This window comes from Rheinheimera gaetbuli (genome assembly GCF_054781935.1).
The window spans coordinates 263,252-289,370 of the sequence record NZ_BAAGTL010000006.1 but is presented as its reverse complement, the minus strand read 5'-3'; the positions used below and the strand labels follow the sequence as shown (position 1 = coordinate 289,370).

Below are 26,119 nucleotides of genomic sequence, written 5' to 3'. Positions count from 1 at the left end.
TATGCGCTGGTTCTTATTACTGCTACCGCTGTTAGCAATGCCAGCCTATTCTGATTTGCAACTGCATTACAATGGCTTTTATGGCCGGATGAAAAAGTTACAGCAACCTGAATATAGCGATATTACTCTGGCGTTTGCATTAATTGGTGAACGTAGCGGCAAACCCTGCCGTTTTTACAGCCTTAAATTGCTCAGCGACCAGCATGATATTAACCTGGACACGGCGGGCAACGGCGAAATTAGCTTGCCCTACGATGAAGAGCTAAAAAACAGTAATGCAGTGCTCAAAGTGTTGCAGGCTGACAATGCTGAACCTTGTCAGGTGCAGTTTCGTTTGCGATCGCGCATGCGTCTGCCGCTAAGCTTGGATTATGCCACGCTGGCACACTATCAAAGCCAGTTTGATTTGCTGCTGGACGATATGGCTGGTTTAGGCAAACACTGGCTGCCGACTGTGGCGGGGGTAATAGTGCAATTAGCTGACGATAGTGTTACCGCTGAGGTAGATGCCGTTGCACAGCGTATAACGCGGTGTGAGAAAGACCGTTGTGAAATTACACTTGATAAAACTGTGGCAGAGCAGGCGCAATGGCAGTTTAGTCAACGGCCATTATACCTGCTACCGCTCATTAGCAACGCCACACCTTAACAGTGCATCGTTGCTGTTTTGCCTATCGTTTAGCTTAGCGCAATAATTTGCAGCGGGTTGTCGTTTTCGGCATCGTCTTCTGCCTCAAGGCCTACCGGTACTGCCGGTACTGATTCTTTGTCAAACGCCATATCACGCTCTTGAAGCTCAGTGTCTTTGCTCAGTGCAGCAAAATTAAACAGGTTTTTGTCTGCCAGATGTGACGGTACTATGTTTTGCATGGCCTGAAACATGGTTTCAATGCGGCCCGGAAAGCGTTTATCCCAATCTTGCAGCATCTCTTTTACTACCTGACGTTGCAAGCCGTCTTGCGAACCACAAAGATTACAGGGGATTATCGGAAACTGGCGGGCAATGGAGTATTTTTCAATATCTTTCTCTTTGCAGTAGGCCAGAGGTCGGATAACAATGTGTTCACCATTGTCACTGACCAGCTTAGGCGGCATTGACTTCATTTTGCCACCATAAAACATATTTAAAAACAAGGTTTCCAGCATGTCATCCCGATGATGGCCCAGGGCAATTTTGGTTGCACCCAACTCTTTCGCTGTACGGTACAAAATACCGCGGCGTAGCCTGGAACATAAAGAACAGGTCGTTTTACCTTCAGGGATTTTTTCTTTAACAATCGAGTAGGTATCTTCGGTGACGATGGTAAAATCAACGCCAATCCGGCTTAAGTAAGACGGCAGTACGTCAGCCGGAAAGCCGGGCTGCTTTTGATCCAGATTTACCGCGACCAGTGAAAAGTTAATTGGCGCAGATTGCTGTAAATTTAGCAAAATATCCAACATGGTGTAGGAGTCTTTACCGCCTGATAAACACACCATCACTTTATCGCCTTCTTCAATCATATTGAAATCGGCGATAGCTTGTCCCACGCCTCGGCGCAGGCGTTTATGCAGTTTGTTCAGATTATATTGAGCTTTGGCTTGGGCGGCGTGCGTCATAACAGTTACCACTAGTGAAAATGGCGCACATTATAGCCAAGTGCGCCGCAATACCAAAGCTAGCAACGCGCTAAAACTCAGCTTTTCTGCATCGGACAGACAAAGTTATCTGGTTTTACTGCCAGTACATCACAATCCAGCCGATCGATAACATGCTCCGCAGTATTACCGATAATGGCGGCAGACAGGCCTGTACGACCAATAGTACCAATTACCACCATTTCTGCATCCAGTTGTTTGGCCAATTGTGGGATAACATCCTCCGGCATACCCTCCAACACATGGGCATGTGTCGTAGTGATGGCGTACTGCTTGGCCAGCTCTGCTACCGCATCAGCATGGTGCGTTTTCATCGTACTGTTATACTCCTGAGGATTGAACTCAGGTATTTCAATAGCAATATTAACAGGCGTGCCGGGGTAGGCGTTAACCAGATGGGTGTTGGCTTTAAGCATTTCCGCCATTTGTTGTGCTTTGGTTATAACACGCTGATTTAATGATTGATGTTGCTCTTGCTGGCTGCCAGCATTCACCGCCGCAACAATATTGCCGCCTTGTGGCCAGTCATGGTCTTTTACCAACAGTACCGGGCATGGACATTTACGCAATATGTGCCAGTCAGTAGGGGTAAAAATCATTGATTTAAGTACGTCGTGGTCGTGCGTGCCCTTAATAACCAAATCATAGCCATCCTCAAGCACCGCATGCACAACCGCCTCGAACGGTCTGTTATGCCATACCACTTTAACGTCTATATTTATACCGCCAGCGCGTGGCGCGGCTAAGTAATCACTCAGCCACAGCTCTCTGTCTTTAATAACCGCCTGGCGCATTGACTCCCGCTCTTCGCCGGACAACATCGTGGTCATTTCATAGGAAAAGTCATAGACTGAGACAAAGGCTGTTAGTTGGCAGTGTTGTAATCGCGCCAGTTGTACAGCGCGATTTAAGGCTTTCTGTTGATCAGAGGTTGGGTCGATGACTACCAGTACATGGTTAAATTCAGACATAACGGGCTCCGCTACAATAGTATTTAATAAAGTGTAGCCAAACTAGCCTGATTTGCTGAGCAATAACCTGATGCAGGTCAAACAGAGGTCAAACTGTACCGTTTTAACAATGTGCTGTTAATGCTGCCAGTTTATTCAATGCCGGTGCATCTTGAAGAGTTATGAGTTTACCGTCCACACTGATCAGCTGTTCTTTGTCCATTTTGCTAAGCAGGCGGCTGATCGTTTCTACTGTTAGCCCCAAATAATTACCAATGTCACTGCGGGTCATTGTCAAACGAAACTCTGTAGCAGAAAAGCCACGGCTGGCATAACGCTGGGCCAGCTGTGATAAAAAAGTAGCGAGTTTTTGTTCGGCAGTTTTGCGATTTAACAGCAGCATCATTTGTTGATCAGACTGAATATCCTGGCTCATTAAGCGCATCATTTGCTGGCGCAGGCGTGGTAATTGATCGAGCAAGGTATCGAGGTTTGGTAGTGGGATCTCACACACCATGGCTGTTTCAAGTGCTTCTGCATAGCTCGGATGTTGCTGGCTGTTTAAGCCGTCAAAACCAACAATATCACCCGGAAGATGAAAGCCGGTAATTTGTTGCTCACCCTGCTCAGTTAAGGTAAAGGTTTTAAAAGATCCGGTGCGGATAGCAAACAGAGATTTTTGTATATTGCCAGATTCAAACAGCATATCGCCTTTGTGTAATGGGCGTTTACGCTGAATGATATCGTCCAGCCGGGTCATTTCGGTATCGTTTAGTGAGAAAGGCAGGCAAAGCTGACTAAAGCCGCAATCCTGACAGTTTATCGCTGAGCGTTGCATACCTACTTCCTTCATTTTTCTCTGACATACCAACAGCTGCTAGCTTAAAAAACCAGCCTGCGGATAGCAAGCCAAATCGTATAAATTGCGTAAATAGCCAAAAGCAATGCTGCGCTGTAGCGAAAGGCGCGCTGATTCTTTAGTTGTGTTAACAACGTTGCCGCTGAACCGGTTAGTAAAATAGCAGGCATAGTACCCAGGCCAAAACCAAGCATAATAAACGCGCCCTGGCCGGCACTTCCGCTGGCCAAGCTCCAACCTAAGGTGCTGTATACCAATCCACAGGGTAAAGCACCCCAGCACATGCCATAGGCATACGCATTACTTGCGCGTTTCAGTGGTAGCAGACGTTGCGCCAGGGGTTGGACATGGCGCCAAATATGTTGGCCCAGTTTCTCCAGGACTAGCAGGCCAAACCACAGGCGGCTGATATACAGCGCCATCATTAGCAACAGCAAGCCAGCTACCAGACGCAACCATAGCAGTGATGCGCCAGCCAGTTGCATCGCACTCACACCAAAATAACCTACTGCGCCACCAAACAATGCATAGGTGGTTAAACGCCCGGCGCTAAGATGCAGTTGTAATAGTAACTTATGTTTAGCAGACCCCGTCATACTAAGTTGCAACGCACCGGCAATACCGCCACACATGACCAGACAATGGCTGCTACCTATTAAACCAATCAACAGTGCCGCGGCGAAATCACTGTTCACTGCGGTGCCTTATCGTTATTGCTATCTTGCTGTTGTTTATTTGTAGCTTTAGTATCGTCGAATAAAATACTGAAACCTTCTTTGTCTAAATCCTCGAATTGCTTGCTGCGTACAGCCCAGAAAAATACCGCCAGGCCAATAATGACAAACAGGATGGCAATGGGGATCAATACATAAATTACACTCATTTTTTCAGCAGCCTTAATGAATTAGACACCACCAGCAATGAGCTGAATGACATACCCAGCACCGCAATGTATGGCGAAACAAAACCGGCCACGGCTAACGGTATAATCAATAAGTTATAGCCTACCGACCAGGCGAGATTTTGTTTAATAATACGTTGGGCTTCGGTGCTGCCAGCCAAAAGCTGAGCCAACAAACCGATACTGGGTTGCAACAATACCACATCAGCTTGATTCTTCGACAAATCGCTGCCTGTTTGCAATGTAACCGAGACATGAGCAGCATTAAAGCCCGGGCTGTCGTTAATGCCATCGCCGAGCATCAGAACTTTGTGTCCCTGTTTTACCAGTGCGTTGATTTGCTCAACTTTTTGCTCTGGGCTGCAGCCTTTAACTACCAAATCAAAATTAAGTTGTTGCTGTAGGGTATCCGCCTGGGCTGAACTGTCGCCGGTCAGCATCACCAATGTGTAACCACGCTGACGTAAATTGTTTAGCAGGGCCGGTACTTCGCTGCGCAATGCATCAGCCAGTGTTACAGCAGCGAGTACCTGATTATCTATCGTCAGGTAAACCATGGCATCCGCCAGAGGCGCAGCCTGACAAAACTCAGCGCTGCCTACTTTTACTTGTTTTGCCTCGTACTGAGCGCTGATGCCGGCGCCAACCACAATTTGTGTTTGTTCAAGCAACAAAGGTTGTTTTAAGTAAGGTGCAAAAGCTCGTGCAATAGGGTGCTCAGAATAGGTTTCAAGGTTGGCAATCAGGTTAAGGCATTCTGCCTCGCTGTATTCATCTTGAAAACAATACACAGCTGCCAGGGAAAAACGGCCTTCGGTTAGGGTGCCGGTTTTATCAAATACGATATGACTTAGTTCGGGTAATACGTCTAGCACTGTAGAACGCTTAATTAATACGCCTTGCCGGTTAAGATTTGCCAGTGCACAGGTAACAGCAGTTGGCGCCGCTAAACTTAACGCACAGGGGCATGTAGCTACCAGTACAGATAGTGTTACCCAGAATGCTCTGTCAGCATCAAGCCAAAAGTACCACAGCACAAAGGTCGCAGCGGCTATTAGTAGCAGGCGTTCAACAAAGTAACGCGCTAGTTTGTCTGTTTTTTGCAGTACGCCAGGTTTTTGGCTCAGTGTTTGTTGCTGCAGGGCAATAATATGCCCTAGTCTGGACGTTGCCAGTGCAGCGGAGACTTGCACGGTAAGCACACCATCATGATTAATACTGCCGGCCAGTACAGTGTCACCCACGTTCTTGCTTACCGCCCGGTATTCTCCGGTTAACATGGACTCATCTGCAGAGCTACTACCAACTATAACAATTCCGTCGGCAGCTATGGTTTCTCCGGCCTTCACCAAAATAATATCGCCTGGGTTTAGCCGGCGCGCAGACACGGTATCTTGCTGATTGTCAGACACTAACGTTGCACTAACTGGCATTATTTTTAGCAGATTGCTGGTCGCATCACGTGCGCGGGATCGGGCGCGGTATTCAAAAAACTTACCCAGCTGCAGTAAAAACGTAAACATACAAACAGATTCAAAATACACTTCGCCGATGTTAAATACCGTAGCGTATGTCGATGCGATAAAGGTGTAATAAATTGCCAGACTGACCGGCACATCCATATTTAACTGCCGGGCTTTGATACCGCGCCAGGCGCTTTGCACAAAGGGCATAGCGGCATACAAAACGACCGGCAGCGTTAACAACATACTGATCCAGCGCAGATAACCCTGATGTGATGCTTCAATGCCTGTGTAGTCACCAAAATACAAGGCCACAGCCAGCATCATCACTTGCATTGACATGATACCAGACACGGCAAGTCGCTTTAAAAAGCGATTTAACTCGGCTTTAAATTGTTGTTGTTCCTGATCGGCCACAAAGGGGCTGGCCTGATAGCCAATTTTGCCAATAGCAGATAAAATCTCACTCAACGGTGTTAGGTCACTACGCCAAGCAAGATGGCAACGTTGGGTAGCCGTATTCACATTTACTTTTGCCACTGCAGGCAGTTGCCTTAGTTGTTTTTCTATCAACCAGGCGCATGCTGCGCAACTGATGCCACTTATTGAAAGTTCGATTTCGGTTAAATCACCTTGTTGGCGTGCAATGTCGGCTAACACATCGGGTGCATCAAAGTTTTGTAACGAGGTGGCTATAGCATCCGGGAGTTGTTCGGTGCGGCTGGCAGGCTGGGTGCGAAAACGGTAATAATCAGCCAGGCCGCTTTGAATAATCGTATCGGCAACAGCAAAACAACCTGCACAGCAAAAACAGCGGCTTAGGCCATCAAACATCAGGCTTAAGTCCGTACCGTCAGGTATAGCTTCATCACAGTGAAAACAACGCGCTGTGCTCAATTTAATTTTCCGTCAGTAACCGAGTTTTATCTCATCTATTGATGGCAGCTGCAATTCAGCGCGCAATTTCCACTGTTTAGATGCATCAGAAACGACCAGTTGCCATTTGCCCTTTGGTGTTATCGGCAGCGTAGCAACATAAAGCAGTTCGCCGCTACGTTGTGCATCCAGAGCAAAGTCGCGGGCAGCAAGGGTAGGGTGATAAAAATCGAGGTGCAACTCACCGTCCAGCACAGTATTTTCGGTAAAGCGTACCACGGCCCTATTACCTGCAATGAGCACATGTGCATCCAGATTTCGCAGTGCTGCTTCACGATACTTTGCCAGCTGCATATTAATTGCCCTGCCAGCCTTGTAATAATCATCTACGACCAAATCGGGCGAATGTTGCTGCATTACAACAACAGTATGCACGGCTTTAAGCGCTGTAAAGACGGGTATTGCAATTAATACCCAAGGCCATAACTGCTTGTACCAGGGTTTAGTGTCTTGCTGCATAACAACCTCAAACAGGGTAAACAGGGCATATAACATTAAGCCCCAAAACGGGGCCTAATGTATCACGGACTTGCATTACAGATGACTACTGTGCTGCTGGTTGCTCCGGGTGTGCCAGCCGGTATACATAGGCAGTGAGAATATGTACTTTGTCTTCGCCTAATGTCTGTTTAAACGCAGGCATTTCGCCATACCGGCCTTTAACCAGGCTTTCTTGTACCGCAGCGGCGGTACCACCATATAACCAGATATTGTCTGTAAGGTTAGGTGCACCAAACGGCAGGTTATGTGCCAGGCTGCCTTTACCATCTGCACCGTGACAGGCCGCACAAAGGGCAAACTTAGCTTTACCGGCCTCAGCCTCACGATCGTTAACACTGCGGCCAGATAAACTCAGTACATAAGCAGTCATTTCTTTAATACCTTGCTCACCCAGTGCATCTAACCAGCCAGGCATCGCAGCTTTACGGCCGTATAACAGCGTTTCTTTGATTTTATCCGGCGTACCACCGTATAACCAATCGGCGTCAGTTAGATTAGGAAAACCGTGTTGGCCACGCGCGTCTGAGCCATGGCACAGTGCACAGTTTTGTAAAAATAACCGCTGACCGATTTTAAAGGCGTCATCATCATAGGCCAGGTCTAACACATCGCGCTTGGCAAACTGCTGAAATACCGGGCCATAGACTTCATCGGCATGGGCCATTTCACGGTCCAGCTCTACTAACTTGCCCTCTGCACGGCCTTGTTCTACCGCTAAGCGTGACTCCTCCAGGGACTTAATACCCTGGTTCGAGCTGGTCCAGCCTAAAAAGCCTTGCCAGTTACCCAGCCCGGGGTAGGCGGCCAGGTAAAACACTGACCATACCAGTGTTAACACGAACATGTAAGTCCACCAGCGTGGCAGTGGGTTGTTTATCTCTTCAATGCCATCTACTTCATGGCCGGTATTTTGATCTTCCGGAACGCCAACATGGTTAGTCAGGTTCCATTTCAGCAGTACAGCACAGCCGATAAGCACCGGCAGGGTTAACACTATGATCCAAGCACTCCAAAAGCTACTCATGATCGGACTCCTGTTTATTTTTTTGTGGTGCCTTTTGCTCGTCGTCAAATATCAGGTTTGCTGCCTGATCAAAATCAGTTTTACGCTTTTTGCTGTAAGCCCAGATAACGAAGGCAACAAAGGCGACGAACAAAATCACGGTAAAAATGCTATGTATAGTTGAGTATTCCATCAGCATTACTTCAGGTGTGTGCCTAACGACTGCAAGTAGGCAATAATAGCCTGCATTTCAGTCTTGCCTTTAACTGCATCCACAGCGCCGGCAATATCGTCGTCGCTGTAGGGCACGCCGTAGCTGCGTAACACTTCCATTTTGCGGGCAGTGTGTTCGCCATCCAGCACGTTTTTATCCAGCCATGGGTAAGCAGGCATATTTGACTGTGGGACCACGGAGCGTGGGTCCATTAAGTGAGCATAATGCCAGTCGTCACTGTAACGCTGGCCAACACGAGCCAGGTCCGGGCCGGTGCGTTTAGACCCCCACAGGAAAGGGTGATCCCATACGCTTTCACCGGCAACTGAGTAGTGACCATAGCGTTCAACCTCAGCGCGGAATGGGCGGATCATCTGGCTATGACAGCCCACACAGCCTTCACGGATGTAGATATCACGGCCTTCCAACTGCAATGCAGTGTAAGGCACCATGCCATCGACAGGTTGAGTGGTCTCATCCATAAAAAACAGTGGCGTGATCAGCACCAAAGTACCAAAGCTGATTGCCACTATACTTAGTATTGCCAGCAGGCCAGCGCTTCTTTCAATTTTGTCATGATAATTCTTATTTGACATGATTTACCTCTTACGCTGCTGCTGGCACAGGTTGTAATGATTCATCTTTCGCGCGCACTGTTTTGTACACGTTGTAAGCCATCAACAACATGCCAGCTACCACGAACACACCACCAATAAAGCGCATCAGATAAAATGGCATTGACGCTTCCAGGCTTTGTACAAAGCTATAGGTTAGCGTGCCATCAGTATTGACTGCTCGCCACATCATGCCCTGAGTGATACCCGAGATCCACATCGCGACGATATATAACACCACGCCGATAGTATGTAACCAGAAGTGAGTGTTAATCAGTGAAATACTGTACATACGGCCCTGGTTGTATAGTACCGGAATTAAGTGATAGATAGCGCCGATAGAGATCATAGCAACCCAGCCTAATGCGCCCGAGTGTACATGGCCGATAGTCCAGTCTGTGTAGTGAGACAGCGCATTTACCGACTTTATTGCCATCATCGGGCCTTCGAATGTTGACATGCCATAGAATGACAACGACACGATTAAGAAACGTAGAATAGGGTCGGTTTTCAGCTTATGCCAGGCACCTGACAGTGTCATAATACCGTTAATCATGCCGCCCCAGCTTGGTACAAACAGCACTACAGACATCACCATACCCAGAGACTGAGTCCAGTCTGGTAGCGCGGTGTAGTGCAAGTGGTGTGGGCCAGCCCAGATATACAGTGCAATAAGTGCCCAGAAGTGCACTATGGACAAACGGTAAGAGTACACCGGACGACCAGCTTGCTTGGGTACAAAGTAGTACATCATACCCAGGAAACCGGCTGTTAGCAGAAAGCCTACCGCGTTATGGCCATACCACCACTGGATCATTGCATCTACTGCACCGGAATAAATCGAGTAAGATTTGAAAGCACTAACCGGTATCGCCATGCTGTTAACGATATGCAATGCGGCAACAGTTAGGATAAAACTACCCAAAAACCAGTTTGCTACGTAAATATGGCTGGTTGTACGTTTCACCAGGGTGCCAAAAAATACTATAGCGTAAGATACCCACACCAGCGTGATCAGGATATCAATTGGCCATTCCAGTTCTGCGTATTCTTTACTGCTGGTTAAACCCATTGGCAAGGTTATAACAGCTGCAACGATAACGGCTTGCCATCCCCAGAAAGTAAACATTGCCAGTTTTTCAGCAAATAAACGCACCTGACAGGTACGCTGCACGATGTAATAACTGGTGGCAAACAGCGCACTGGTACCAAAAGCAAAGATTACAGCATTGGTATGCAATGGCCGTAACCGGCTGTAGGTCAGCCAGGGGATATCGAAGTTTAGTGACGGCCAATAGAGCTGGGCCGCGATTAATACGCCTACCGCCATGCCGATAATCCCCCAAAAAACGGTGGTTAAGGCAAAGAGGCGGACAACTTTGTAATTGTAGTCAACATTTAACGAATTGGTCTGGCTCATGTTGAGTTCCGCTGCAGTTAGTGCTGGTTACTGACATCGGCTGTGTGACAGCCGTTCTTGTTATAGGTATAGCAACATCACAAAACTTGTGGTTGTTACCATACCAATTTTGGGCCGCATATTAAGGGTTTTACCCCAAAAAAGATAGGCGAAACAGCCCGTTTTATGATTTAGAACAAAGTCCATGGTTAATAATTGACCAAGTGTAGCTGTAGTTTGAAGCTTTTCATTAAAACAGCATACAATAAGCTGGCATTTTCAACTGATTGGCATGCTATGCGGCTATTTTATCTTATTATTTGGTTATGGCTAGGCGCTATGGGTTGCAAGCCGGCTGCACCGGGGCCGGTTATGCCAACGCTGGTGTTTCACAGCGCCGACATCACCCTGACACTAACGCCGGGCCATGCGCCGGTAGAAACTCCTTTGACCTTAAGCGTAATGGCTAACGGGCTGGCTGCGGTTACCGGCGAACTGAGCGGCGTAACTATGTATATGGGCATAGTGCCGTTGCGGTTCAGCCAGATAGCAGAAAATCAGTGGCAGGCGGAGTTTTTGCTCGGCGCTTGTAGTGATCCTGATATGCAATGGCAGCTGGTGTTGCATCTGCAAAATGAGCAGGGAATTAAAACCACGCTAAAACATACACTTCAATCAAGTTGGCGTTAGGGTGAAAATTTTTTGCTTGATATGTGATTAAAAAATAGCCACTATCGTGCAGCAAATTTGGGTGGAGCAACAGCAATGACCAGTGAATTCGTTCGCAATATTCATTTAGCCACTGCGCAGCGTTTAAAAGATCAGGGCGCTGATTTATACGGCATCGTCGAGCACTTTGAAAACGTGTTTATGCCGATGGATGAAGTACCCGAGCTGCTTGGCCAATTGGGGTATCCACAGCAAGATTTAAAGCGGTTTTTAAAAGGTACTGACGTTTAAATCATCTTTAGCTGCTGGCTGACCGCGAGTGCCTGGCTGCTGCTATGCAGGCGGGCCGTTTCGACACAGACAAACTGGCGGTAACTAGCTTCATCTAAATCGGGCAGTGTAATGCTTTTTTCCCGCCAGGGGTTCCATACCACGGTGGCATCATGGCCGGCCTGACATATTGATAAAGAGCGCTCGGCGCTGTCTAACCGCAGCTGATGCGCGCTTTGATAATAAACACGGTCTGTTTCTTCGCTGATATTTGTACTACAGCGGCTATCTGCTACTTGAGCATCCTTGAGTTTATCGTAGTACTTACCAGGCAGTGGCCTTATCAGCGCTGAGTCAACATCAGTTATGGCAAAATAGCTGTGCAGTGCAGCTTGCTGTGGCATAACCGTATTGCAGCCCAAACTTATCGTCAGGCTGTCGTTTAATGTCAGGCAAAGCTGTAACATTGCCCCGGCTTGCTGATGCGGTAAACGGTCAATGTTGATCTGCAGCGTGACACTAACGCCCGCCACTGAACTTTGTTGATGGCTAACCTGCCACAGTTGATTACGCACAACGCCATGATTGGCTAACGCTATATTTTCCGGATTGTATTCTACTCCGGCCTTGCCAAACCAGGGCCAGCATACCGGCACACCACCGCGAATAGCAGCCTGGTTATGCCACGTAGCCTTGGGTGACAACCACAACAATTCTTTACCCGGCACCGCTTGATATGACAGCACCTGCCCACCGTACAACGAAATAACTGCGCTGGCTGCACCGTATTGCAGTTTTATGCAGGGCAGGTCGGTTAGATGCGCAAAACCGGTTTGCTGGCTAATAGCGGTCTGTTGCATAATACTTCTCCGGTAATTTTAAAGACAAAAGGGCCCGGACATTTTTTCTCCACCGCCTTCAACAGCACATCCCTGTGCTGTCTCAGCCTGCGCGGCATCCCTGCCGCTGTTACGAAAAAAATCCGACCCCTTTGCTATCGCAGCTGAGTATTCGTATCGGCTGCAAAAACAAAACAGCCAGCATAAAGCTGGCTGTGTCTGTGTGCAATATCTTAGGCGTGTTTCATAAACTCAACGGTGTTATCCAGCATACGGTTGCTGAAGCCCCACTCGTTATCGTACCAGCTCATTACTTTTACCAAACGGCCGTTAACACGGGTTTCGGTGGCATCAAAGATAGACGATTTCGGATTGTGGTTAAAATCAATGGATACCAGTGGTAAATCGTTTACTGCCAACACTTCAGCCATGACACCCGTTGAAGCGGCTTTGCGGATAATGTCGTTTACTTCGTCAATCGAGGTATTGCGACCGGCTATAAAGGTTAAATCAACCAGGGAGACATTCAGTGTAGGTACGCGCACGGCTAGGCCGTCAAATTTACCCATCAGCTCCGGCACTACCAGGCCTACCGCAGCGGCGGCGCCGGTTTTGGTGGGGATCATCGACATCGCAGCAGCCCGGGCGCGGCGTAAGTCAGTGTGGTACACATCACTTAAACGCTGATCATTGGTGTAAGCATGAATAGTGGTCATCAGGCCCGACTCAATACCTAACACATCATTTAACGGCTTGGCAATCGGTGCCAGGCAGTTAGTGGTGCACGAGGCATTCGAGATAATGTTCATTTGCGGCGTTAAGATATGCTGGTTTACGCCATACACTATAGTGGCATCAACATCTTTGGCCGGCGCCGAGATAATGACTTTTTTTGCTCCGGCTTCCAAATGCGCGCCAGCGCTTTTACGGTCGGTAAACAAACCAGTACATTCCAGTACCACATCTATGTTCAGCTGTTTCCATGGTAAGTTCGCCGGGTTGCGTTCACTTAGCGTAATAATTTCATCCTGGTTAACGTAAATGGCTTTGTCATTGTGCTCAACGTTGGCGGCAAAAATACCATGGGCCGTGTCGTACTTCAGCAGGTGTGAGTTAATAGCAGCATCGCCCAGGTCGTTAATTGCTACTACTTTAATATCGTAATTTTTGCTGCTTTCATACAAAGCACGCAGCACATTACGGCCAATGCGGCCAAAGCCGTTAATCGCGACACGAATTGTCATAGTAACCCCGTTAAATAGATGTTCTGAAAGTTTGCTAAGTAAGTTGTGTAGTAAAATTACATTATTGGCTGACTTTTTCAAGTTTAAAACGCTATAAAACCGCTATTTATGTAATTAAATGACATAAATGAACAATGACTTTAGCGCAAAGGCGGCCTAAAATGAGCCATAGCGTACTGACAATCTACTGACTATAAAAAGGAATTCCCATGGACGCCACCTTACTGGCTGAATTGATCGCATTTTGTGGTATTGAAACTGAATTTAATGATGCCTGGGGAAATCCGACGACTGTTAGCCAGCAACATCAGCTGGCTCTGCTGCAAGCTCAGGGCTTTGATACTGACGATGATGAAACCGCAGCACTGCAGCTACTGCAGCGACAACTGGATTTTTGGCAGCAACCGCTGCAAGCAGTAGCAGTGCAACGTCATGATGAACCGGTTCAGCTGTTGTTGCAGGTAAACCTGGAACAAGCCAACAGCGAACTGGCATTAATCCTAACTACCGAGAATGGCGATGAGCAGTATTTTAAGCTGATACCGGTAGAAGGCGAATTGGTACAGGTGGTGGTGCTGGATGAGGTGGAATACCACCAATATCAGCACAGGCTGTCGCTGACATTAACTGCCGGCTATCACCAACTGCAAATAGCAGACACTGACATAAAGCAAAAGCTGATTATTACTCCTGGCCGCTGTTATCAGCCTGACGTGTTTCAACAGCAAAAGCAATGGGGTATTGCTTTGCAATTGTATGCGCTGCGCTCAGAACGTAACTGGGGCATCGGCGATTTTACCGATTTGGCCACTACAGTAAAATATCTGGCTAGCGTCGGTGCTGATTTCGTCGGGTTAAACCCGATACATGCGCTGTATCCGGCGATGCCGGAAAGTGCCAGTCCTTACAGCCCCTCGTCGCGGCGTTGGCTGAATATCAGTTATATTGATGTTGCTGCTATGCCGGGCTTTGCCGCCTGCGCCCGCACGCAAAGTCTGGTCAATGCCCCGGTGTTTCGCACAGCGCTGCAAACGCAACGCAGCAAAGACTATGTTGATTACAGCGGTGTTATGCAGTTAAAGCTGCCGGTAATGAAGAGCCTGTATCAATGGTTTATCGAACAGGATAAAACCGGCAATAAAGCACAGCTCAAGGCCTTTAAACAGTTTAAAGCTGACGGCGGCGCCAGCCTGCAGCAGTTAGCGTTGTATGATGCGCTGCATGCGTATTTATATCAGCAGGATTGTATGCACTGGGGCTGGCCGAATTGGCCGGAGCAATACCGCCAGCCGCAATCGGCCGCGGTGCAACAGTTTGCCAAACAACATAAAGCAGAGCTGGATTTTTACTGTTACCTGCAATTTATTGCCCAGCAGCAATTGGCTCAGGCGCAGCAGGTCGCAAAAGATGCAGGTATGTTGCTGGGGTTATACCGGGACTTAGCGGTGGGCGTCAGCGAAGCCTCTACCGAAATTTGGGCTAACCCTGAATTGTACTGTCGTGATGCCAGCATAGGGGCGCCGCCGGATCCATTAGGCCCAGCCGGACAAAACTGGGGCTTGCCACCTATGTACCCGTATCAGCTGTATAAGCAGGCGTATCAGCCGATAATCGACTTGCTGCGCGCCAATATGCAAGATGCCGGTGCCCTACGTATTGACCATGTGATGGCGCTGCTACGGCTGTGGTGGGTACCGAAAACGGCAGAAAATGCCGGCGGTGGTGCCTATGTGTATTATCCGATCATGGATTTACTCGGTATTCTGGCACTGGAAAGCCAGCGTAATCAGGCGGTGATTATCGGTGAAGACTTAGGCACAGTACCCGATGGTATTCGCGAGTTGCTGGGGCAACACGGCGTCTATTCATACCGTGTATTCTTTTTTGAAACTGCTGCTGACGGCGGTTACATTTCGCCGGTGCATTATCCGCAGCAAGCCATGGCGACATTAACCACGCATGATTTACCTACGCTGATTGGCTTTTGGCACTGCGACGATCTACGTCTGGGCAAAGAGCTTGGTTTGTACAAAGACGAAGCCCAGTTACAACAGCTGTATGCCCAGCGTCATGCCAATAAGCAGCGCATTATGGATTCACTACACGGACATCAGCAGTTACCGGCTGATTACAATCACAGCAGCGAACATTTGGCTATGGAGCAAACCTTGAACTTCGCCATGCAGCGTCATCTGGCTGCCACCAGTAGCCAGCTATTATGCCTGCAACTGGAAGATGCGCTGCAAATGAGTCAGCCGGTTAATATTCCCGGCACTAGCACAGAGTATCCGAACTGGCGGCGTAAGCTGACACAGGACATTGAGCAATGGCAACAAAACGCGCAAATTCGGCAATTGTTTAGCGATATCAGCACTAAACGCCGCCAGGCTTAATGCTGGCATGTTACGCCATAGTATTTTTGCCCGGCTCTGTTATGGTAGTAAGAACATAATTATCAAGGAATGGCAATGAGCATAACGCAATTACCCCAGGCACATTGTGCGGAACCTTTTACGCTGCTGGGCTGGCAGCCGATTAAGCCAGATAGTACTACCGGCTTATTGTTAAGGGTGTATTTGCCGTTTGCATCAGCGGTAACGGCGGTGTCGGCGAAAACCGGTAAACCGTTGGGCGAGTTGATAGCTGATACCGACATCAGCGGTGTATTTGAACTACATTTGCCGCGTAAGCGCACTAAAGAAGCTTATATACTGCAGGTAAGCCAGGGCAGTTATCAGTACGAGTTACTCGACCCATACCAGTTTACTGATGAAGCCTATTACGCGGTGCACTACATTAGCAGCCAGCCAGAAAACCTGTACCGGCAACTCGGTGCGCAACTGGTGACGCTGACAGTAGCGGGTAAAGCGGTCAGTGCTACCCGCTTTGCTGTGTATGCGCCTAATGCCAGCAGTGTCAGCCTGGTAGGCGATATGAATAGCTGGGATGGCAGGGTGCACCCAATGCAACGTACCTTGTGTGGCCATTGGGTATTAGTGGTACCACAAGTTGCTGCCGGTGTGCGTTATAAATTTGAAATAAAAGATAAAGTGGGCAATTTACTGCCGCACAAAGCCGATCCGATGGCATTTTTTGCTGAGCAATATCCATCGCATGCCTCTTTGGTATATGACCACAGTAAATACCAATGGCAGGATAGTGCATGGCAACAGCGGCCTAAGACAGATCCGCTAACTGCGCCAATCAGCATCTATGAAATGCAAGCTGGCAGCTGGCGTCGAAGCGATGACAATCAACCGCTGAGTTATCGTGAGCTGGCGACGCAGCTGATCCCCTACATAGTCGATATGGGCTATAGCCATATCGAGCTGTTGCCGGTGATGGAACATCCGTTTGATGGCTCCTGGGGGTATCAACCGCTGGGCTTGTTTGCACCTACCTCGCGCTTTGGTAACCCGGACGATTTTAAGTATTTTGTCGATCAATGCCATCAGGCTGGGATAGGCGTAATTCTGGACTGGGTACCGGCGCATTTTCCGGAAGACGGCCATGGGTTAGCCCGCTTCGATGGTAGCCAGTTATATGAATATGAAGATCCGCGCCGTGGCTGGCACCCGGATTGGAACTCCTGCATTTATGACTACGGCAAAGACTACGTGCGGCAGTTTTTGGTGGCTAGTGCGTTGTACTGGTTAGAACATTTTCATATTGATGGCCTGCGTGTCGACGCGGTGGCATCAATGCTGTATTGGGATTATTCACGCAAAGACGGCGAATGGATCCCTAATGTGGATGGTGGCAACCATAACTATGAAGCAATAAGCCTGTTTCGCTGGTTTAACAGCGAAGTTTATAGCAAGTATCCCAACGCTATTACCATTGCCGAAGAGTCAACATCATTTCCAATGGTGTCGCGCCCGGTAGATATGGGCGGCCTGGGCTTTGGCTTTAAATGGAATATGGGCTGGATGAATGACAGCCTGCGTTATATCAGCAAAGATCCGGCGTACCGGCGTTATCATCACAATGATCTGACGTTTTCGATGGTGTATGCCTATAACGAAAACTTTATTTTGCCGTTGTCACATGACGAAGTGGTGCACGGTAAAGGCAGCCTGCTGCATAAAATGCCTGGTGATGAATGGCAACAAGCGGCCAACATGCGTGCTTATATTGCGTTTATGTTCGCCCATCCGGGCAAAAAATTGAATTTTATGGGTAATGAATTTGCCCAAAGCAGTGAATGGAGCCACAGCCGCAGTCTGGACTGGCACCTGCTAGATTATGATAAACATCGAGGTATGCAGCAGTTATTCCGCGATTTAAACCACACTTATAAACGCTGTATGCCCTTGTATCAGCAGGATTACAGTCATAATGGTTTCGCCTGGCTGGATCATCAGGATGCAGCTAACAGCACGCTGAGTTTTTTACGCCGTGATGAAAGTGGTGACGTTATATACGTATTGGCGAATTTCACACCATTGCCGCGCCATGATTTTATACTGGGGGTAGAGCAAGCCGGCGAGTATCAGGTTATTCTTAATACCGACAGCGAATATTACTGGGGCAGTAACTTTGATGTTGGCGGCGCGCTTTATACTATTGCCACGCCGTATCAGAGCCAGCCACAGCATGTCAAATTGCAGCTACCGCCTTTGGCAACCCTGTATTTGCGTAAAAAACGCTGATATAACGGCTATACAGCAAAGGTAAGAAGTAAACGGCAGCCATTATGAGTCACCAAATTGCGTTACTAAAATTAGACACCGGCCACAGCAGCCCGCTTGGCGCCAGTCGTGTTTGCGCTGGCGGGGCATTGGATGACAATGCGCCAACCGGCTGGAATTTCGCCGTGTTTGCACCAGACGCCAGCGCGCTGTTTTTGTGCTTATTTGCCCCCGATACAGAAGAGTTACTGGCAGAAATTGCTTTTACTGGCCGCACCGGCGCCATTTGGCATCTGGCAGTGCAGGGCATTAGCGACGGCACCTTGTATGCGTTAAAAGCCGATGGCCCGATGCAGCAAGAGCAAGGGCTGGTGTTTGACAAACAACGGATACTGCTTGACCCCTATACCCGCAAACTAAACCGAAAAGTCCGTTTTAACGAACGATTGTACAATAGTAAAAGCAGTTACATGTTGGCCAAAGGCGTGCTGTGTGAGCTGACTTTTGATTGGCAGGGGGTGCAAAAGCCGCAGATCCCGCGCGAAAAAACCGTGGTTTACGAAGCGCATGTAAAAGGCATGACGATGTTACATCCGCAAGTACCTGAACAGTTACGCGGTACCTATCTGGGGCTGTGCCAGCCCGCAGTAGTAAAACACTTGCAGCAGCTTGGGGTAACAACCCTGCAATTATTGCCGGTAACGGCTTTTATGAGTGAGCCGCGGCTAAATAAGCTGCAGCTGACTAACTATTGGGGTTATAACCCGATAAGTTTCTTTGCCCCGGACCCACGCTATCAGACAGAAGATGCGGTTACTGAATTTAAAACCCTGGTGCGCACTTATCATCAGGCGGGTATTGAAGTTATTCTTGACGTGGTATTTAACCATACTGCCGAAGGTGGCGATGACGGCCCGTTATTAAGTTTTCGCGGCCTGGCGAATAAGCATTATTATTTATTTGAAAGCCATGCCGACATTACTGATTTTAGCCAGAGCTGTAACTACACCGGCTGTGGTAACACACTGAATGTAGCACATCCGATGGTGCAAAAGCTGGTGATGGACGCGCTGCGGTATTGGGTTACTGAAATGCAGGTTGACGGCTTCCGCTTTGATTTGGCCACCACGCTGGCCCGCGAACACAAGCGTTTTAACCCCTATGCGGCGTTTTTGCAGATCATTGCGCAAGACCCGGTATTGTCAAAGGTAAAATTGATTGCAGAACCCTGGGATGTTGGCCCTATGGGCTATCAGCTGGGTCAGTTTCCTGCCCACTGGTCAGAACTAAATGACAAATGTCGTGATACCTTCCGTGCTTTTTGGCGCGGTGATAAGGCTGTGCTGCCAGAATTTACCACGCGGCTACTTGGCTCGCGCGATATTTTTCAAAAACACCATAAACCAGCTAGTTGTAGCGTTAACTATTTAACCTACCATGATGGTTTCACGCTGCACGACCTGGTGAGTTACAACGATAAACATAACTGGCTAAACGGTGAAGAAAACCGCGATGGTCACGGCCACAATTTAAGTTGCAACCATGGCGTAGAGGGGCCCAGTAAGGATGCCGCCATCCGGGCCAATCGCTATTTGCATAAACGCAATCTGGTTGCCACGTTATTGCTAAGCCAGGGCATGATCCATTGGCTGGGCGGTGACGAATTAAGCCATACTCAGCGCGGCAACAATAATGCCTATTGCCAGGATAATGATATTAGCTGGCTCGATTGGCATTTGGATGCGGAACAGCAAGATTTTCTGAGTTTTGTCCGGCAAATGATGACATTGCGCAGCACTTATCCGTGTTTGCAACAATTGTCGTTACTTGACGACAGCTACCAGTTACATGGTGATAAACATCAGGTACAGTGGTTTTTACCCGATGGTCGTGAAAAACAGCCACACGACTGGCATGAGCCTGAGCGCAACAGCTGCATCTGTCAGATCACCAATAAACGTAATAATATCAGCTTGCTTTGTGTATTTAATGCGCAGCAAAAAACCGTAGCCTTAACCTTGCCCGGTAGCGCGCGGCAATTGTTGTTCGATACCAGTGTCGACAAAGGGCTTTTGCAGCAATCTGAAGAAAAACACAGCCGTTATCTGCAGAATGCACACAGTATCTCGGTCTGGCTGTAGGCGCAGTCAATGCTTTTAAGTATAATGCGCGCCGTTTGCATGAGCGCGCCTCTGGCGCACAGCCTCAGAACCACAATTTAAAGGAATGTCCGATGACAGACACAGCAGCACTTTGCGATATCGGTTTTGTCGGCGCGGGTGTAATGGGGAAAAACCTCATTTTAAACCTGGCCGATAATGGTTACCGCGTCGCCGCATTTGACCTGGATCATCAGAAACTGGAAGCCGTGTTGGCGCAGGACACAACCGAGCGCGGCGACAAACCGGCCCGTGTTATTGCCTGCAGCTCCTATACTGAATTGTTGTCACGTTTATCAGCACCTCACCTTATCGTGTTATCCGTGCCGGCGGGTAAACCGGTAGACGATGTCTGTCACAAATTAATCGATGCCGGTATTCAGGCTGATGACATTATTGTTGATACCGGTAACAGCCTGTGGACAGATACTGTGGCACGGGAAAAAGATTTTGAAGGTAAATTTATTTTCTTTTCTACCGCCGTATCAGGTGGTGAAGTGGGCGCGCGGTTTGGCCCATCGCTAATGCCAAGTGGCGACCCGTACGCCTGGACCCGTATTAAGCCACTTTGGCAAGCCATAGCCGCTAAAGTTGACCCGGCAACCGGTAAACCCATCGAGCGCTTTGAACCTGGTAACCCGGTTACCGAAGGTGAACCCTGCGCCACTTATATTGGCCCCAGTGGCTCTGGCCATTATGTGAAAATGGTACACAACGGCATTGAATACGCCGATATGCAGCTGATTTGTGAAGCCTATCAGGTCATGCGCGACATTCTTGGCATGCCGGCCGCTGAAATTGCCGGGGTGTTTAAACAGTGGAATGAAGGCCCGCTCAACAGCTATTTAATTGGCATCAGCGCTGATGTGCTGGCAACCAAAGACTCAGAAACCGGCCTTCCGCTGGTCGATGTGATCATGGATAAAGCCGGCCAGAAGGGCACCGGACTTTGGACAGCGGTGAGTAGCTTGCAGCTTGGCAGCCCGTCACCGACCATTGCCGAAGCGGTGTATGCCAGGTCAATATCGGCACTGAAGCACGAGCGGGTAAAAGCCGCTACGGTATTGGCCGGTCCGGCGCAAAATTTGATTTCGCCTGAACAGAAAGACGAGATTATTCAGGCACTGCACGATGCATTGTACTGCGCCAAAATCTGTGTGTATGCCCAGGGCTTCCACTTAATGAAAACCGCCGCCGACGAGCACGGCTGGCAGCTAAACTTTGCTGAAATCGCCAAGATCTGGCGCGCCGGCTGTATTATCCGCGCGGTGTTTTTGCAATCTATTACCGGCGCGTACGAGCGCAACGACGAGCTGGAAAACCTGCTGCTTGACCCGTTCTTTGCCAAACAAATTTCGGTGTACCAGCAAAACTGGCGTAAAGCCGTGGCAAACGCTACCCTGGCCGGTATTCCGGTAGCGGCGCTCAGCTCAGCGCTCAGTTACTACGACTCATACCGCACTGCGGTATTACCGGCTAACTTACTGCAGGGCCAGCGCGATTATTTTGGTGCCCACACTTTTGAGCGTACCGACAAAGCCAAAGGCAAGATGTTTCATGTTGATTGGAGTAACCCGCAGCGTCCGATGGTGAAAATAAAATGAGCACACAAAATATACAATACATAGGCACGCCAGGCATGGCTAGCAGCACTAAAGTGCTGTTGTTAGGCGCGGGTGAGCTGGGTAAAGAGCTGTGCATTGAGCTTAAGCGTTACGGTTGCGAAGTTGTCGCGGTAGACCGTTACCCTAATGCACCTGCCATGCAAGTGGCTGATAAAGCCGTGGTGATGTCGATGCTGGATAACGCTGCACTGCGCCAGTTGGTCATAAGCGAAAAACCTGCATTAATAGTGCCGGAGCTTGAAGCTATTGCCACTTCTGTATTAATTGAGTTGGAAGACTGTGGCTTCAATGTAGTGCCCAGCGCGAAAGCGGTAAACCTGACGATGAACCGTGAAGGCATTCGCCGGTTGGCTGCAGAAGAGCTGCAACTTGCCACATCGCCGTTTCAGTTTGCCAGTGACAAAGCCAGCTTTATCGCTGCTGTGAATACCATAGGTTACCCCTGTGTTGTAAAACCAATAATGTCATCCAGTGGCAAAGGCCAGAGCATATTGCGCTCTGATGCCGAGCTTGATGCTGCCTGGCTATACGCACAGGAAGGTGGTCGGGCCGGCAAGGGCAGGGTAATCGTTGAAGGCTTTATCGACTTTGATTATGAAATTACACTGTTAACCGTAAATTCGATGTCCGGCATTCAATATTGCGCCCCCATCGGCCACCGGCAAGAAAAAGGCGACTACCGCGAAAGCTGGCAACCGCAGGCAATGAGTGCGGAAGCCTTAACCAAGGCAAAAGCCTATGCCAAAGCGGTAGTGCAGGCGTTAGGCGGGCGTGGTTTATTTGGCGTTGAGCTGTTTATCAAAGGCGACACAGTGTATTTCTCTGAGGTCTCACCCCGCCCACATGATACCGGCATGGTGACGCTGATATCGCAGCAACTGAGTGAGTTTGCCTTGCATGCCCGTGCCATTTTAGGTTTGCCAATTCCGCAGATTAAACAATACGGTGCAGCAGCTTCAGCTGTGTTATTAGTGCCTGGTCACAGTGCTGACATTCAGTATCACGGTTTGTCTGATGCGTTAGCAGAGCCGGATACCGAGCTAAGAATATTCGCCAAGCCGGAAGTGCAGGGCGAACGCCGTATGGGCGTAGCGCTGGCATTAAGTGATACGGTAGAAGCCGCTACAAAGAAAGCGCTAAACGTGGTTAGCAAGCTTAGTGTTACATTGAAATAAGCTGGTTAGGCCGCTTAAAAAACCACCTGCGGGTGGTTTTTTTATGTCTGTCGCTTGCCGGAATATAACCTGGGCAAATCGCTATTAGTTGACCAACACTTTTTGCTCGCCATTAACATTTTGATACCAAAAACAGAAGCTGTGTTACTTAATTTATGCTAACGTTTTGGCAATAAAATAAATTGAGCGGGGAGGTTGTTATGGCCATTGATGCCAGCGGAGTAAAAATTGAAGATCGGCCGTTTGATCAGGTGCGCCAGGAGGCTATCGATCAACTGATAATGAATTACAGCCATGGCATTATCTCGGCAGAAGCGTTTGAGCGCCGGCTGGATATAGCAACTGACGCTAAAAGCCATCAGGAACTGATAGACGTTGTCGCCGATTTAACCTTGTTGCCAGACAACCAATACCAACAGCAGCGCCAGCGCAGTTTTTCACCGCGCTATCAGGCAGGTAACGATACCCGCAATGAAAAAATAATGTGTGTGCTGTCATCAAATCAACAAAGTGGCCAGTGGCTGGTTCCGGCCGAGATAAACATCACCAATATTGTTGGCTCAGTAGAACTGGATTTCTCTGAAGCTATTTTTCAACACCAGCATATTGTTATTAATGTAAAGAACTGGGTTGGCAGTCTGAATATACTGGTACCGCCACAGGTTAATGTAGTATCAAATATGAGTAATATAGTGAGTAGCTGCGATAATCAGGTGACATCTTTCGCCGATCAGCAGGCGCCACAAATTGTTATCGAAGGCTATTCCATCCTCGGTTCGCTGGAAATAAACCTCAAACGTACCATGAAAGAAAAATTCAATGATTTTGCTAATCAATGCCGGGAATTGTTTGGTTTAAATAAATCGTGAATTGGCGACGTTGCTACACAAGCTGGGATTTAAAGAAGAAGGGCTAAGACGCGTATGCAACAACAAAAACAACAGCGTATTAAAGACATTGATAAGCAGGTTATTAAAATTACCCTATTAGAAGCGCCCGGTAGCTTGCTATTTGGCGTGGGGTTGTTTGCTAAATTTACCGGCGACGGTGGAGCAATACTGCCCATTCTGCAGGATAAGGCGGTGGTGAACAGTATTATCGTTATCGGCGCTGTTATTATGCTGTGGGGTACATACAAAATATTAATGCTTACGCAGGAGAAATCCCGGCTGCAAAAAGCGTTAGGGAATTGACCGTTGCGGCACATTTTAAAGTTTATCGCATTAGTCTTTGTTTTCAACGCTCAAGCTGCTGATATTTCAGGTATTTGGAAGCATGCAGATAAGCCGGCCTGGCTAAATGTGAATATACAAACCGGCGTTGTCACGGTGCAGCGGCATGACACTGCACCGGGCGCAATAGGCTTGACGGTAATCAAAGATCTGAGCGCTGCACCACCAATCTGGCATGGCAATATGTATGCTGCAGAGCAGGGCGATTATATTGCGGTATCGCTGCAGCTAAAAGGTCATCAGACATTGATAGTTGTTGACGAAAATGCTGTTGAAATACTCAGATTAACGCGGCCGTAAGCTGAATAGTTGCAATGACAGGGAGAGCAGGTGCAGCAAATAACGATTAGCGATGATAAGTCTCGGCTGGATATTAGCAAAATTCATCATTTTCTTTGTACAGAAAGCGCCTGGGCCAAAGGTATTGCGCTCGATACTGTGCAGCGAAGCATTGCGCATTCAGTATGTATTGGCGCTTATACTGACAACCTAAGAGAACGCTATGCTGCAAGGCCTAAACCATATCACCATTGCTGTTAGTGACATAGAGCGCTCGCTGGCGTTTTACACTGAGTTGCTTGGCATGACGGCGCATGTGCGTTGGGATGGCGGGGCTTATCTTAGCCTTGGCGATGTCTGGTTTTGTTTATCTTGCGATAAGCCTGCACCAAGTTCGGATTATTCGCATATCGCGTTAACTATTGCCCGGCCAGATTTCAGCGCCTTTGCAGCAAAACTGCGTGAGGCAGGCGTAACTGAGTGGCAGCAAAACAGCAGTGAAGGCCAGTCGGTTTATTTTCTTGACCCGGACGGCCATAAGCTGGAAGTGCATTGCGGCAGCCTGCAAACGAGGTTAGAGGCATTAAAACAAAAGCCATATTCCGGCTTGGTTTGGTTGTAATTTAAGGAGCCATTTTGAAGTTTTTTCTTTTCGTCTGTGCGGCAACCTGTTTTAGTTTATCGGCTGCTTCAAACCAATTGATCAAAGTTAATGAATTTGAGCTGGAGTATGAAATTGCCGGTAGTGGTAAACATATCGTATTACTGGAAGCAGGTGGTGGCTCAGCAATGACTGACTGGGACCCGGTGTTTAGCCAGATTGCACAGCACGCAACGGTTATTCGTTACTCCCGTGTTGGTAACGGCAATTCAACCCAAATTAAACGCCATTTTACCTCGCGCGATTATGCTGATTATGCCAGCGGGCTGCTGGAAAAACTTAATGTAACAGCACCTGTTATTTACGTTGCCCATTCTTATGGTGGTAGCGTGGCGCGGGATTTTGCCGCTGCTTACCCGGATAAAATTAAAGCCCTGCTAATGCTAGACTCGTCGTCTGAGCATGATGTTGACATAGTGCGCGCAATTGACCTTGAACAGGGGAACAAGGAAATAGCTGCGATAAAACTCGATGACATGAAAAACGGTATGTCGAACCAATATCTGGATTTTTGGAGCAAACGGCCGTTGCCGGATTATCCGCAAATTAAGGCTATGCCAGTCACGGTTATTGCCTCAGTTAAAAAGACAGCAAACCCGCCAAACCTATTTTTTACCGATAAAGGCCGCCAGCTCTGGGGCGAGCATTGGCATGCCTGGGCTACGGCATTTCCGCAGGGGCGGGCAGTACTAACCGATAACAGCGGGCATTATGTGCAGTTCGACGAGCCACAACTGGTGATTAACGAGCTTAAACAGCTTTTATCACTGCTGGATAAGCAGTAAAGGCTGGATGCTGAAGCGACGAAGCTATGCTGGTGCTAACAGGGTTATAAATTGGTTTGGGCCACACTAAGG

At 48.4% G+C, this 26,119-nt stretch carries 26 protein-coding genes; 13 read left to right on the top strand and 13 right to left on the bottom strand.

What is annotated here, in order from left to right; genetic code table 11:
- Window position 1 precedes the first annotated feature (1 nt).
- Window positions 2-649 (top strand): DUF2987 domain-containing protein, encoded by a 648-nt coding sequence (locus tag ACYVIC_RS06285; protein WP_460858276.1) that lies wholly within the window; start codon window positions 2-4, stop codon window positions 647-649.
- Between the two features lie 29 nt (window positions 650-678).
- On the opposite strand, the gene ttcA is transcribed toward ACYVIC_RS06285, so the two are convergent.
- The 11 genes from ttcA to ccoN all read right to left on the bottom strand — a co-directional run bounded on the left by ttcA (window position 679) and on the right by ccoN (window position 10,499).
- A complete protein-coding gene (gene ttcA / locus ACYVIC_RS06280) occupies window positions 679-1,599 on the bottom strand; it encodes a tRNA 2-thiocytidine(32) synthetase TtcA (RefSeq protein ID WP_460858274.1) in 921 nt (306 codons plus the stop codon).
- A 77-nt stretch (window positions 1,600-1,676) separates the two neighbouring features.
- Complete coding sequence (uspE, locus tag ACYVIC_RS06275) at window positions 1,677-2,609, bottom strand: universal stress protein UspE (protein ID WP_460858272.1); 933 nt, start codon at window positions 2,607-2,609, stop codon at window positions 1,677-1,679.
- A 103-nt stretch (window positions 2,610-2,712) separates the two neighbouring features.
- On the bottom strand, window positions 2,713-3,441 hold the full coding sequence (gene fnr, locus ACYVIC_RS06270; protein ID WP_460858270.1) for a fumarate/nitrate reduction transcriptional regulator Fnr: 729 nt from the start codon (window positions 3,439-3,441) through the stop codon (window positions 2,713-2,715).
- A gap of 29 nt (window positions 3,442-3,470) precedes the next feature.
- Window positions 3,471-4,142 (bottom strand): sulfite exporter TauE/SafE family protein, encoded by a 672-nt coding sequence (locus ACYVIC_RS06265; protein ID WP_460858268.1) that lies wholly within the window; start codon window positions 4,140-4,142, stop codon window positions 3,471-3,473.
- Window positions 4,139-4,330, bottom strand: coding sequence for a cbb3-type cytochrome oxidase assembly protein CcoS (gene ccoS, locus ACYVIC_RS06260; protein WP_460858267.1), 192 nt, complete (start codon window positions 4,328-4,330; stop codon window positions 4,139-4,141). Before ccoS ends, ACYVIC_RS06265 begins: the two co-directional genes overlap by 4 nt.
- Window positions 4,327-6,708 carry a heavy metal translocating P-type ATPase gene (locus ACYVIC_RS06255; RefSeq protein WP_460858265.1) on the bottom strand — a complete coding sequence of 794 codons (2,382 nt, stop codon included), beginning with the start codon at window positions 6,706-6,708 and terminating at the stop codon, window positions 4,327-4,329. The genes ccoS and ACYVIC_RS06255 overlap by 4 nt, the downstream gene beginning before the upstream one ends.
- A 12-nt stretch (window positions 6,709-6,720) precedes the next feature.
- Complete coding sequence (locus ACYVIC_RS06250; protein ID WP_460858263.1) at window positions 6,721-7,242, bottom strand: FixH family protein; 522 nt, start codon at window positions 7,240-7,242, stop codon at window positions 6,721-6,723.
- Window positions 7,243-7,291: 49 nt separating this feature from the next.
- A complete protein-coding gene (gene ccoP, locus ACYVIC_RS06245; protein WP_460858261.1) occupies window positions 7,292-8,272 on the bottom strand; it encodes a cytochrome-c oxidase, cbb3-type subunit III in 981 nt (326 codons plus the stop codon).
- Complete coding sequence (locus tag ACYVIC_RS06240) at window positions 8,265-8,444, bottom strand: cbb3-type cytochrome oxidase subunit 3 (RefSeq protein WP_460858259.1); 180 nt, start codon at window positions 8,442-8,444, stop codon at window positions 8,265-8,267. Before ACYVIC_RS06240 ends, ccoP begins: the two co-directional genes overlap by 8 nt.
- 5 nt (window positions 8,445-8,449) lie before the next feature.
- Window positions 8,450-9,061, bottom strand: a complete 612-nt coding sequence (gene ccoO / locus ACYVIC_RS06235; protein WP_460858257.1) for a cytochrome-c oxidase, cbb3-type subunit II — start codon at window positions 9,059-9,061, stop codon at window positions 8,450-8,452.
- A gap of 10 nt (window positions 9,062-9,071) precedes the next feature.
- Entirely contained in the window at window positions 9,072-10,499 is a 1,428-nt protein-coding gene (gene ccoN, locus ACYVIC_RS06230) for a cytochrome-c oxidase, cbb3-type subunit I (protein WP_460858256.1), read from the bottom strand.
- Window positions 10,500-10,850: 351 nt separating this feature from the next.
- Between ccoN and ACYVIC_RS06225 the strand changes: the two genes are divergently transcribed.
- Both ACYVIC_RS06225 and ACYVIC_RS06220 read left to right on the top strand, forming a co-directional pair.
- Window positions 10,851-11,168: a hypothetical protein gene (locus ACYVIC_RS06225; protein ID WP_460858254.1), complete on the top strand. Its 318-nt coding sequence runs from the start codon at window positions 10,851-10,853 to the stop codon at window positions 11,166-11,168.
- A 75-nt stretch (window positions 11,169-11,243) separates the two neighbouring features.
- Window positions 11,244-11,438, top strand: coding sequence for a hypothetical protein (locus tag ACYVIC_RS06220; RefSeq protein WP_460858252.1), 195 nt, complete (start codon window positions 11,244-11,246; stop codon window positions 11,436-11,438).
- Here ACYVIC_RS06220 and ACYVIC_RS06215 read toward each other — a convergent pair.
- Both ACYVIC_RS06215 and gap read right to left on the bottom strand, forming a co-directional pair.
- Window positions 11,435-12,277 (bottom strand): aldose epimerase family protein, encoded by an 843-nt coding sequence (locus ACYVIC_RS06215; RefSeq protein WP_460858251.1) that lies wholly within the window; start codon window positions 12,275-12,277, stop codon window positions 11,435-11,437. The genes ACYVIC_RS06220 and ACYVIC_RS06215 overlap by 4 nt on opposite strands.
- Window positions 12,278-12,489: 212 nt before the next feature.
- Complete coding sequence (gap, locus tag ACYVIC_RS06210) at window positions 12,490-13,500, bottom strand: type I glyceraldehyde-3-phosphate dehydrogenase (RefSeq protein ID WP_460858249.1); 1,011 nt, start codon at window positions 13,498-13,500, stop codon at window positions 12,490-12,492.
- Between the two features lie 209 nt (window positions 13,501-13,709).
- Here gap and malQ point away from each other — a divergent pair, with 209 nt between their 5' ends.
- From malQ to ACYVIC_RS06160, 10 genes are all read left to right on the top strand, one after another.
- Window positions 13,710-15,893, top strand: a complete 2,184-nt coding sequence (malQ, locus tag ACYVIC_RS06205) for a 4-alpha-glucanotransferase (protein ID WP_460858248.1) — start codon at window positions 13,710-13,712, stop codon at window positions 15,891-15,893.
- Window positions 15,894-15,968: 75 nt separating this feature from the next.
- On the top strand, window positions 15,969-18,152 hold the full coding sequence (gene glgB / locus ACYVIC_RS06200) for a 1,4-alpha-glucan branching protein GlgB (RefSeq protein WP_460858246.1): 2,184 nt from the start codon (window positions 15,969-15,971) through the stop codon (window positions 18,150-18,152).
- A 44-nt stretch (window positions 18,153-18,196) separates the two neighbouring features.
- Entirely contained in the window at window positions 18,197-20,272 is a 2,076-nt protein-coding gene (gene glgX, locus ACYVIC_RS06195) for a glycogen debranching protein GlgX (RefSeq protein ID WP_460858244.1), read from the top strand.
- Window positions 20,273-20,364: 92 nt separating this feature from the next.
- On the top strand, window positions 20,365-21,894 hold the full coding sequence (gene gndA, locus ACYVIC_RS06190) for an NADP-dependent phosphogluconate dehydrogenase (protein WP_460858242.1): 1,530 nt from the start codon (window positions 20,365-20,367) through the stop codon (window positions 21,892-21,894).
- On the top strand, window positions 21,891-23,090 hold the full coding sequence (gene purT, locus ACYVIC_RS06185; protein WP_460858240.1) for a formate-dependent phosphoribosylglycinamide formyltransferase: 1,200 nt from the start codon (window positions 21,891-21,893) through the stop codon (window positions 23,088-23,090). The genes gndA and purT overlap by 4 nt, the downstream gene beginning before the upstream one ends.
- A 200-nt stretch (window positions 23,091-23,290) precedes the next feature.
- The gene (locus ACYVIC_RS06180; protein WP_460858239.1) at window positions 23,291-23,959 is read left to right on the top strand and encodes a DUF1707 SHOCT-like domain-containing protein; all 669 of its coding nucleotides are present in this window, start codon (window positions 23,291-23,293) and stop codon (window positions 23,957-23,959) included.
- 54 nt (window positions 23,960-24,013) lie between these two features.
- On the top strand, window positions 24,014-24,283 hold the full coding sequence (locus ACYVIC_RS06175) for a hypothetical protein (RefSeq protein ID WP_460858237.1): 270 nt from the start codon (window positions 24,014-24,016) through the stop codon (window positions 24,281-24,283).
- Between the two features lie 3 nt (window positions 24,284-24,286).
- Window positions 24,287-24,622: a hypothetical protein gene (locus ACYVIC_RS06170; RefSeq protein ID WP_460858235.1), complete on the top strand. Its 336-nt coding sequence runs from the start codon at window positions 24,287-24,289 to the stop codon at window positions 24,620-24,622.
- Window positions 24,623-24,824: 202 nt separating this feature from the next.
- Window positions 24,825-25,223, top strand: a complete 399-nt coding sequence (gene fos, locus ACYVIC_RS06165) for a fosfomycin resistance glutathione transferase (RefSeq protein WP_460858233.1) — start codon at window positions 24,825-24,827, stop codon at window positions 25,221-25,223.
- Between the two features lie 14 nt (window positions 25,224-25,237).
- Complete coding sequence (locus ACYVIC_RS06160; protein WP_460858231.1) at window positions 25,238-26,047, top strand: alpha/beta fold hydrolase; 810 nt, start codon at window positions 25,238-25,240, stop codon at window positions 26,045-26,047.
- Window positions 26,048-26,119: the final 72 nt, after the last annotated feature.